Raw genomic sequence first — 10159 nt, 5'->3', positions numbered from 1 at the left:
TCCGCCACTAGATGCCTAAGCACCCCGTTCGACTTGCATGTGTTAAGCATACCGCCAGCGTTCATCCTGAGCCAGGATCAAACTCTCCGTTTTGTTAAGTTTGCTTTTAGCTCTACTATTATGATTTGACTAACGAATCCTTTTGCATCGCCAGAATTCGTTAGCTTGAATTTCTTAGACGAGGAATGGTTGTCTTTACTCTTTCAAAGTATTATTTTGTCTCGGTTCGGTTGCGGGGCTTGTTTGCCTCACTCCAAATAATTTAACAACTATCTTTGGGAATGTCAAGTAGTTTTTTGAGATTTTTTAAAAAAGTCTCTAACCCAGTTATGACAATAATTTCAGCCTAAATCTTCCCCAAAAAACAATAGCAAAGTGAATCAACACAAATTAATATCTACTTGGACAAAACGCTATATAAAGGGATAATAACTAAAAACCGTTTGGGAATCTTTCGATAGCCTGCCAATTCTCCCCCGTTCCAGTACGGTAGAGCGTCAACTCAATCCTGTGTTATGTTAGTCATGTGACAATCAACTTTTCTCCTGGCATAACTGTCATTATGGTAATTACAAAAAGTAGACTTGTTCTAAGTGCTACAGCTGTGGCTGTTTCTACAATTGTGGTCGGTGGTCTTGGTATTCACTGCCGTGGTCAGGCCTTGTTTCAGTCCAGTCCCAAGGAACTGATAGATGAGGTTTGGCAAATTGTAAACCGCCAATATGTTGACGGTAGTTTTAATCAGGTCAATTGGCAAGCTGTTCGTCAAGAGTACTTAGGCAAGTCCTATGGTAATAAACAAATAGCCTATAAGTCAATTCGCGAAATGCTCAAAAAGTTAGGAGACCCCTACACTCGATTTATGGATCCGGATGAATTTAAAAATATGCAAGTTGATACATCCGGTGAGCTAACGGGTATTGGCATAACTATAAGTCAAGACGAAAAAACTAAACAACTAGTTGTGATTGCTCCTATTGAAGATACACCAGCATTTAAGGTGGGCATCTTGGCCAGAGATGTAATTTTAGAAATTAATGGTAAAACCACTCAAGGTATGGATACCAATCGGGCCGTCTCTCTAATTCGGGGCGAACCGGGAACTCAGGTCAAATTGAAAATCTCCCGAAATGGAAAGACTAAAACATTTGATATTACTAGGGCCAGAATTGAAATTCACCCAGTTAAATTTTCTCAAAAACAAACCCCTGCAGGTAATATTGGTTATATTCGCCTTAATCAATTTAGTGCCAATGCTAGCAAGGAAATGAGAGGTGCTATTGAAAATTTAGAAGCTAATCGGGTTGATGGCTATATATTAGACTTACGAGGTAATCCGGGTGGACTTCTATATACAAGTATAGATATTGCTCGCATGTGGTTAGATAAGGGAACCATTGTATCTACTATTGACCGCCAAGGGGAAAAGCAACGAGAATCCGCCAGAGATCGCGCTTTAACTAGTAAACCTTTAGTTGTATTGGTAGATAAAGGATCCGCTAGTGCTAGTGAAATTCTTTCTGGGGCCCTACAAGACAATAGACGGGCAATGGTGGTGGGTACACAAACCTTCGGCAAAGGTTTAGTTCAATCAGTCCGTCCTTTACGGGATGGATCGGGACTAGCAGTTACTATTGCTAAGTACCATACACCCGCTGGTAGAGATATTAATAAGCATGGTATTGATCCCGATGTAGTTGTAGATTTAACCGATGCCCAAAGACAAAATTTGTGGGTGAAGGAACGGGAAAAGCTGGCAACCCTAGAAGATCCCCAATTTGCTAAGGCATTAGATATTTTGGGTAAGGAAATAGCTAAAAATCCTTAGTAAGTAGGTGGGTGGAATTAAATATAAGATGAACGTAGGTTAGGTTGAACTATGAAACCCAACACCCCCATCGGTTATACCATCGCCAACCCATCCTACAAATAATATGGAAATCACCTGTGGAGCCAGTGGAATAAAATTATCAGGAACTTAACCTCTAGATACTCGGTTTTCAAACTCCTGGCGAGTGCTTTCAACTACACTCAAGGCGGATTCATAAATTTCCTCATGCTCTTGTTTGAGCCATCCTAAAAGATTAGCAAGTTGAGCATTCCGCAGGTCCAGATCAGCCTGAAAAATTATCGATGCTGCCATAGCCTCAGCATACTCGCGCTTGTGCCCTTGAGCCTCTATAGCACTTGCAAGAGCAGCCAGGGCTTGTTTGGTCACAGAAGCTGGATTATTTTCTATAGACATGTTTTCAATTGTGGTTGAATTGGCAAAATTGTGGACTGAACGGCTAATATACCAATTAGAGCGGGGAGAGGTCAACTATGGCTCAGCTATTTCACTATGCCAGAAAAAATTTTTCCTAACCCCTTGCCAAAATCAAAAAGTGCTGCTAACTTAGTAAAAGTGGAACAGAAAGGGTCGGTGTCCGAGCGGTTAATGGAGGCGGACTGTAAATCCGCTGGCTTGCGCCTACGCTAGTTCGAATCTAGCCCGGCCCACCACTTAATTAAACGTAAAAGCATACTATGGTTTGCCCGTGTGGCTCAGTGGTAGAGCACACCCTTGGTAAGGGTGAGGTCACGAGTTCAATCCTCGTCACGGGCTTAAAATAGCTAAAGAATTAGAAGTCATCAAAGACGATGTTTTTAGACCACAAATTTTGATAAATTTGAATTTTATTTGACTTGATAGAGACTTTCTGTAGATGTAGGATGTAATATAGGGAATGCGGCCTTTTAATAAATTGGATTTTTATGGCTAAAAAGAGCATGATTGAGCGCGAAAAAAAACGCGCTGGGTTAGCAGCAAAGTATGCTGCCAAACGAGAAGCACTGTTGGAAGAGTTTAGAACTACAGAATCACCTCTGGAAAAACTAGAGGTGCACCGAAAAATTCAACAACTACCACGCAACAGCGCACCTACCCGTCGTCAAAACCGTTGTTGGTTGACTGGTCGTCCTAGAGGTGTTTATCGGGACTTTGGACTATCTCGCAACGTTCTTCGAGAATGGGCACATCAAGGTTTATTACCTGGAGTTGTCAAGTCTAGTTGGTAATCGGGGACTATCTCATTATATAGCTCAAGCAGTTACCCATGTCTTAGGATAGTCCTGGATCAAAGCTCAAGTCGGTTTTCAACCGACTGGTTTTGTCATGGGTATGTTGGGAATTAAAACCCAATAACAAACAGGAGACTCTATTCCGTCAACATTGCGGAGTAACTAGACATAATTACAACTTTGGTTCTAAGAATCGCGCTAAGGCTATTTTTGAACTGGCTAAAACTCAAGCTAACGTGTCAAGCATCCGGAGAGATGCCACTCATAAACTCACTTATACATCCTGAGGACAGCCTAAGTTTGACCATCTGTCGTTTGACTAATGGAAAACAGGACCAATAAAATAAACGAGGAAATTTCCATTAACTCCGAAATCCAAGTTTGCTGTAAAGAGAAAACACATGAAGAGAATTATTTCCGTATTACTACTGGGTATTGCAATTTTCACACTTGCCTTCAGCAATTCAGCTTTAGCAGTGGATGCAGAAGCTGGAGCAAGTGTATTTAAAGCTAATTGTGCCCAATGTCATCTTGGTGGTAAAAACTTAGTCAATGCAGCTAAGACACTCAAAAAAGAGGCTTTAGAAAAGTATGACATGTACTCCCAGGAAGCCATTGTTTCTCAGGTTACAAAGGGTAAAGGTGCTATGCCAGCATTCGGTAAGAGACTAAAATCTGCTCAAATTGAGAATGTGGCAGCCTATGTACTAGAACAAGCGGATGAAGGCTGGAAGAAGTAAGTTTATTGCTAGTAAACTAAATTACCATTAACGGTATTCTTCGCTCAAACATCTCCTATTGGCACTTGTGTCAGCCTAGGAGATCACATTTATGAACTATTCAACAAATCTCTGTCTCTTCAGAGCTAGGAAGTTTAATATTTAAGTATGGCATCTTCAAGGATAGTTCTCAAACAGCGAGAAAAAGAAGCCAGGTCACTAAAATCTTTTTTGATGTACAGTGTCATGGCCTCTTTCGTAATACATATTGGTTTGATAGGATTAGTTTTTGGTGAATTATTACGGAAATTTAAACAAGAGAATCCACAGGTAGTTGAACTGGAAATTATTGAGGAACCTGAACCTATAAAGGAAACAGTGACCAAACCACCAGAAATGAAAATCTCACCAACTGAGAGCAAATCCGGTAGTCTAAGTAGTGGAAAGATCACTGGTAATAAAAACTTTAAGGTTCTCATGCCCAGGGCCACTTTTCCTAGGATGGATAATCCTATTCCTGAACCTAAGAATTTAAATACGGGGGATTCTGTTGTCAAATATCCACTGAGTTCAACTATTCCTCGGGTCACAACAAGAAGAGTAGGGTCAAAAATTGCTCCTACTACTAAAGTGAGAGATCAGATCAGACCAAATCCTCAACTACCAATACCCAAAGTTATACAAACAGAAACTACACAACCTGTAGTAACAAGTATCACTAACACTAAGTTACTGATCGCACAGCCAACAACCGTCAGCGATGGAAACGCTCACAATACACCCATCGGTGGAACTGATGCAAATAATATTCCCCAAACACCACTAGGTAATGGGGTTGGGAATGGTGATGGGGTTGGGAATGGTGATGGGATTGGAAATGGTGATGGGGTGGAGAATACAAGAAAGATAGAGGAGACACCAACCCCTAAAGCGAGTCCCAACAGCGGTGCCATTCTAAGTCGTGTGGATTGTATCCGATGTCCACCCCTCAAATATCCGGAGGGAGCTAAAAGGCGGGGTAGAAGTGGCACAAAAACTACTGTTCATTTAATTCTGGACGCAGATAGTAATGGTAATATTACTTCTGTAATTGTGGATCGTCCCAGTGGTGATAATGAGCTGGATGAAGCTGCTAGGGAGGGGGTAGAAGAATGGAAGTTAAGACCTTTGGAGGGGGGTAGAAGAGGGGTAAGAACAACAGTTAACTTTGTGCTTAAACCTTAATAAAATTTAATAGAATTTAATACACTTCAAAATCACACGCTGAAACTTGCCTGATTTCAACTTTCTGTGTATCGCACACCTAACACGAGGAAATTCTAACTTCCTATGTGTTATGTATTTTCCATATTATGTTATGTATTTTCCATATATTTTGTTAACAGTTAGTTCATAATAGTCAAGATTTGTATTTTCCCGATCTAAAGTAAAAACTATGCCCCGTCGTCAAGATATCCACAAAATACTTCTGTTAGGTTCTGGTCCAATCGTGATTGGTCAGGCTTGTGAGTTTGATTACTCAGGTACTCAAGCATGTAAAGCTTTACGGGAAGAGGGTTTTGAAGTAGTACTAGTCAATTCTAACCCTGCTACTATTATGACCGATCCAGAAACAGCAGACCGCACCTATATTGAACCTTTAACACCGGAAATGGTAGCTAAGGTTATAGCTAAAGAACGTCCTGATGCTCTGCTCCCTACCATGGGTGGACAAACTGCTTTAAACATTGCCGTAGCTTTGGCTAAGAATGGCGTTTTAGAAGAGTATAATGTTGAACTGATTGGTGCCAAATTACCAGCAATTGAAAAAGCTGAGGACCGAAAATTGTTTAATGACGCCATGGAGAAAATTGGCGTGAATGTTTGTCCCAGTGGTACAGCATCCAGTTTGGAAGAATCAAAGGCGATCGCACAGAGAATAGGATCTTACCCCTTAATTATTCGTCCAGCTTTTACCATGGGGGGTACTGGTGGGGGTATTGCCTACAATAAGGAAGAATTTGAATTGATGGCCCAGGTGGGTATTGATGCTAGTCCTGTGTCACAAATTTTAATTGACCAGTCTTTACTGGGTTGGAAAGAATATGAGTTGGAAGTAATGCGAGACCTAGCAGATAATGTGGTAATTATCTGTTCTATTGAGAATTTAGATCCTATGGGGATACATACTGGGGATTCTATTACTGTAGCTCCAGCTCAAACCCTAACGGATAAGGAATACCAACGATTGCGGGATATGGCAATTAAGATTATCCGGGAAATAGGGGTAGAAACGGGGGGTTCTAATATTCAATTTGCTGTCAATCCTGTAAATGGGGATGTGGTGGTGATTGAAATGAACCCCCGTGTATCCCGTAGTTCCGCTTTAGCTTCTAAAGCTACTGGATTTCCTATTGCTAAAATGGCCGCTAAATTGGCTGTGGGTTATACTTTGGATGAGATTAAAAATGATATTACCAAAAAAACCCCCGCTTCTTTTGAACCTACTATTGACTATGTGGTGACTAAGATTCCCCGGTTCGCTTTTGAGAAGTTCCCTGGATCAGATCCGGTATTAACTACTCAAATGAAGTCTGTGGGTGAAGCAATGGCTATTGGCAGAACTTTTAATGAGTCTTTCCAAAAGGCTTTACGCTCTTTGGAAACTGGTCGTGCTGGATGGGGAGCAGATAAAGCGGAAAAGCTACCCAGTGGAGAACAGGTTCGCGCTCAATTACGTACCCCCAATCCTGAAAGGATTTTTGCCCTACGTCACGCTATGCAGTTGGGTCTGAGCAATGAGGAAATTTATGAATTGACTGCTATTGACCCCTGGTTTTTGGATAAATTGCACCAAATTCTGGAAACTGAGAAGTTCTTGAAACGCACACCTCTACAACAACTGACAAAGGTGCAGATGTATGAGGTTAAACGCAATGGTTTTAGCGATCGCCAAATTGCTTTCTGCACCAAAACTAAGGAGGATGAGGTTAGAGCATATCGTAAACAATTGGGTGTAATTCCAGTTTATAAGACTGTGGATACCTGTGCAGCGGAGTTTGAGGCTTTTACACCCTATTATTATTCCACCTATGAGGAGGAAACTGAAATTCTACCCACTGATAAGCCTAAGGTAATGATCTTAGGTGGTGGACCTAACCGCATCGGTCAGGGAATAGAATTTGATTATTGTTGTTGTCATGCAGCATACGCCTTAAAATCCGCCAACTATGAAACCATTATGGTTAATTCTAATCCAGAAACGGTTTCTACAGATTATGATACCAGCGATCGCCTATATTTTGAACCTCTGACCAAGGAGGATGTTCTCAACATTATTGAAGCGGAAAATCCAGTGGGTATTATTGTTCAGTTCGGTGGACAAACTCCTCTCAAGTTAGCAGTCCCCCTACAAGAATACTTGGAGAAATCCCCATCCACAGTTACCCGTATTTGGGGAACATCTCCCGATTCTATTGATATGGCGGAAAATCGCGAGCGATTTGAAAAGATTTTGGAAAAACTAAAAATCGCCCAACCAGCTAATGGTATAGCCAGAAGTTATGAAGATGCATTAATTGTAGCCAAGCGCATTGGCTATCCAGTGGTAGTTCGTCCTAGTTACGTTCTGGGAGGAAGAGCTATGGAAATAGTTTACTCTGACTCAGAATTAGAAAGATATATGAGCTTTGCAGTTCAAGTAGAGCCAGAACATCCTATCCTCATTGATAAGTTCCTGGAAAATGCCATTGAAGTTGATGTAGATGCGATCGCCGATCATCAAGGGAGAGTAGTGATTGGGGGCATTATGGAGCACATTGAACAGGCGGGTATTCACTCAGGAGACTCGGCATGTTCCCTCCCTTCCATTTCTCTTTCCCCTGCGGTTTTGAACCAAATTAGAACTTGGACTGTAGAACTGGCAAAAGCCTTATCAGTAGTCGGCTTAATGAACATTCAGTTTGCCGTTGTGGGTGCTAGTAGCTATTCTCCCCAGGTTTACATTTTAGAAGCCAATCCCCGTGCCTCTCGTACGGTGCCATTTGTCTCTAAAGCTACAGGAGTTCCCTTGGCTAGATTGGCATCCCTAATTATGTCTGGTAAAACACTCGAAGAATTAAACTTTACCCAAGAAGTTATTCCCCAACATATAGCAGTTAAGGAAGCTGTTTTACCCTTTAATAAATTCCCTGGTACAGATACCCTATTAGGACCGGAAATGCGTTCAACCGGTGAGGTAATGGGTATTGACGTTGATTTTGGGCGAGCATTTGCTAAAGCAGAAATGGGTGCAGGGGAAAAATTACCACTCCAAGGTACTGTGTTTGTATCTATGAGCGATCGAGACAAGAGCTTAGTAGTGGAAGTGATCAAAGAATTTATTCAGCTAGGCTTTAAGGTGATTGCTACTCAGGGAACCAGTGAATTTCTAAGGGAACAGGGTCTACAAATTGAGACCATTCTTAAACTGCATGAAGGTCGTCCCCATGTGCTGGATGCCATTAAAAACCGACAAATTCAGTTAATCATTAACACACCTTCAGGACAAGAAGCCCGTACTGATGGACAATTGATTAGACGTACAGCATTAGGGTATAAGATACCTATAATTACCACCATAGCGGGTGCAAAAGCAACCGTAGCTGCTATTCGCTCTTTACAGAATATAAGCTTGGATGTCAAAACCATTCAGGAGTACTCTTTTTAAAAACCTATCTTCCCAAGTCTCCACATCAAGGAGAGTTAATGGCGTAATTGCAGGGGCTCACCCCCCTATAGGTGGAGGTGGGCATAACTGGGATTTAGAAATGACCCATATTGGTAACCGTTTATCAATATGGGTAAATTAATATGGTTATTATTGAGAGATATTAACAATTATGTGGCGATTTATAATGTAAATCCAACTGGAACGCTCAGGAGGGGAGTTAATAGCTAAAAATGATTATTGAGAAAGCGTTCTAGTTCGCCTTTGTCCTCTTTTGGGTAAATTAACCGTACTCTATAAAACCAAAAAAGTTCGGGTTTCCCGGTAGTCAACTTTTCTCATAAAAGTTACAATTCGTAATAATCACATCAAGTAAAAATATTTGACGGATTACTTAAAACATTGTATGTAGTTTATATGTACTTTTCAGTACCAATAAATCACCATAAACTCTAACAGTTAAAAAGCCTCTATCGAGTTGATATCAACAACCGACCTGATCGGGTGTATAAGTTACAAAACTTGAGATGGTTTCCCAGTTTACCCGAGTTGTAAAATAGTAAGGCATTAGCTAATGACACTACCAGCAAACCTAGCATCATTAAACAGTAACGCCATGAAAACCGCTCAAACACCCACGGACATAGTGCGGACTTACCTGCGGGAGATTGGCAAAGTACCACTTTTAACCCATGAACAGGAGATTTATTATGGTAAACAGGTGCAAAAATCCACAGCATTGTATGAGACAAAAGATAATCTAGCTCAAGAGTTAAACCGTCAGCCAAGTTTAGAAGAGTGGGCAAAAGCAGCGCAGTTAGATCCACAAGAATTAAATCGGTTGCTGGGTCAGGGGGAAATTGCTAAACGTAAGATGGTAGAAGCCAATTTACGTCTGGTAGTATCTGTAGCCAAAAAATATATTAAGCGTAATGTAGACCTACTTGATTTAATTCAGGAGGGTAGTATAGGGATGCAGCGGGGCGTGGAGAAGTTTGACCCCAGTAAAGGCTATAGGTTTTCCACCTATGCTTATTGGTGGATACGTCAGGCAATTACTCGTGCTATTGCAGAAAAAGCCAGGACTATTAGACTGCCCATACACATTACTGAAAAACTCAACAAAATCAAAAAAGCCCAAAGGTATTTATCACAAACCTTGGGAAGGTCACCCAGTATAGCTGAACTTGCTCAAGAGCTGGAAATAACACCTAAACAAGTGAGGGACTGTTTAGAAAAAGCTCGCCTACCCTTATCCCTGGACTTACGTTTAGGGGATAATTACGACACTGAACTGGGAGAAATGCTAGAAGACCCGGGTGCGTCACCGGAAGATTATGTGATTCAATCTTCCCTATCTTCCGAATTAGATCGGATGATGACCCATCTTACTCCCCAGCAAAGGGAGGTAATTAAACTGCGTTTTGGTTTGGTAGACGGTCAGTCTATGACCTTGGCCAGAATTGGAGAGGTGTTGAATATTAGTCGAGAAAGGGTGCGACAAATTGAAAGAGAAGCCTTAACAAGACTGCGTAGATGTAAAACTAGCATGAGTGAATATCTTGTTAGTTAAGTGGAAGACAGGGATTGGATATGGGACTTCGCCATTTACCAACCCTGTTCGGACAACTGATCTAATTTTTGTACGGTTAAACCTAATTTCCAGATTCAGAATAACCTGTTATATTAAGTG

Annotated in this window: 8 protein-coding genes, 2 tRNA genes and 1 rRNA gene; 9 read left to right on the top strand and 2 right to left on the bottom strand. The window is 41.2% G+C overall.

From position 1 onward, the window contains the following. Positions 1-93, bottom strand: a 16S ribosomal RNA gene (locus ASL19_RS03740); the annotation flags it as partial. Between the two features lie 469 nt (positions 94-562). Between ASL19_RS03740 and ctpC the strand changes: the two genes are divergently transcribed. Next, positions 563-1828 (top strand): carboxyl-terminal processing protease CtpC, encoded by a 1266-nt coding sequence (gene ctpC, locus ASL19_RS03735; RefSeq protein ID WP_057177343.1) that lies wholly within the window; start codon positions 563-565, stop codon positions 1826-1828. A gap of 150 nt (positions 1829-1978) precedes the next feature. Here the strand turns inward: ctpC and ASL19_RS03730 are convergent, their stop codons facing one another. Further along, positions 1979-2320, bottom strand: coding sequence for a hypothetical protein (locus ASL19_RS03730; protein WP_235528923.1), 342 nt, complete (start codon positions 2318-2320; stop codon positions 1979-1981). A 96-nt stretch (positions 2321-2416) separates the two neighbouring features. On the opposite strand from ASL19_RS03730, the gene ASL19_RS03725 reads away from it, so the two are divergent. The 8 genes from ASL19_RS03725 to ASL19_RS03695 all read left to right on the top strand — a co-directional run bounded on the left by ASL19_RS03725 (position 2417) and on the right by ASL19_RS03695 (position 10039). Continuing rightward, positions 2417-2502: transfer RNA gene (locus ASL19_RS03725), tRNA-Tyr, on the top strand. Positions 2503-2533: 31 nt separating this feature from the next. Beyond that, positions 2534-2605 (top strand) — tRNA-Thr (locus ASL19_RS03720). A gap of 149 nt (positions 2606-2754) precedes the next feature. After that, positions 2755-3057 (top strand): 30S ribosomal protein S14, encoded by a 303-nt coding sequence (gene rpsN / locus ASL19_RS03715; RefSeq protein ID WP_006276731.1) that lies wholly within the window; start codon positions 2755-2757, stop codon positions 3055-3057. Positions 3058-3149: 92 nt separating this feature from the next. Continuing rightward, a complete protein-coding gene (locus ASL19_RS18900; protein WP_072149081.1) occupies positions 3150-3347 on the top strand; it encodes a helix-turn-helix domain-containing protein in 198 nt (65 codons plus the stop codon). Positions 3348-3461: 114 nt separating this feature from the next. Then, positions 3462-3800 (top strand): cytochrome c6 PetJ, encoded by a 339-nt coding sequence (gene petJ, locus ASL19_RS03710; RefSeq protein ID WP_057177342.1) that lies wholly within the window; start codon positions 3462-3464, stop codon positions 3798-3800. Positions 3801-3947: 147 nt separating this feature from the next. After that, positions 3948-5003, top strand: a complete 1056-nt coding sequence (locus ASL19_RS03705) for an energy transducer TonB (protein ID WP_057177341.1) — start codon at positions 3948-3950, stop codon at positions 5001-5003. A 211-nt stretch (positions 5004-5214) separates the two neighbouring features. Next, on the top strand, positions 5215-8466 hold the full coding sequence (gene carB, locus ASL19_RS03700; protein WP_057177340.1) for a carbamoyl-phosphate synthase large subunit: 3252 nt from the start codon (positions 5215-5217) through the stop codon (positions 8464-8466). 616 nt (positions 8467-9082) lie between these two features. After that, on the top strand, positions 9083-10039 hold the full coding sequence (locus ASL19_RS03695; protein ID WP_040008653.1) for an RNA polymerase sigma factor, RpoD/SigA family: 957 nt from the start codon (positions 9083-9085) through the stop codon (positions 10037-10039). The last annotated feature ends 120 nt before the right edge of the window (positions 10040-10159 follow it).

It is taken from the genome of Cylindrospermopsis sp. CR12 (assembly GCF_001432185.1).
GTDB classification, from domain to species: domain Bacteria; phylum Cyanobacteriota; class Cyanobacteriia; order Cyanobacteriales; family Nostocaceae; genus Raphidiopsis; species Raphidiopsis raciborskii.
Note: the sequence above shows the minus strand (reverse complement) of the source record. Positions and strands in the feature narration are given on the sequence as shown.

What these genes read in the sequence shown, in the direction of transcription:
- ASL19_RS03705 (WP_057177341.1), top strand. Translation starts at nt 3,948, where the DNA reads ATGGCATCTTCAAGGATAGTTCTCAAACAGCGAGAAAAAGAAGCCAGG.
- petJ (WP_057177342.1), top strand. Translation starts at nt 3,462, where the DNA reads ATGAAGAGAATTATTTCCGTATTACTACTGGGTATTGCAATTTTCACA.
- carB (WP_057177340.1), top strand. Translation starts at nt 5,215, where the DNA reads ATGCCCCGTCGTCAAGATATCCACAAAATACTTCTGTTAGGTTCTGGT.
- rpsN (WP_006276731.1), top strand. Translation starts at nt 2,755, where the DNA reads ATGGCTAAAAAGAGCATGATTGAGCGCGAAAAAAAACGCGCTGGGTTA.
- ASL19_RS03695 (WP_040008653.1), top strand. Translation starts at nt 9,083, where the DNA reads ATGAAAACCGCTCAAACACCCACGGACATAGTGCGGACTTACCTGCGG.
- ctpC (WP_057177343.1), top strand. Translation starts at nt 563, where the DNA reads ATGGTAATTACAAAAAGTAGACTTGTTCTAAGTGCTACAGCTGTGGCT.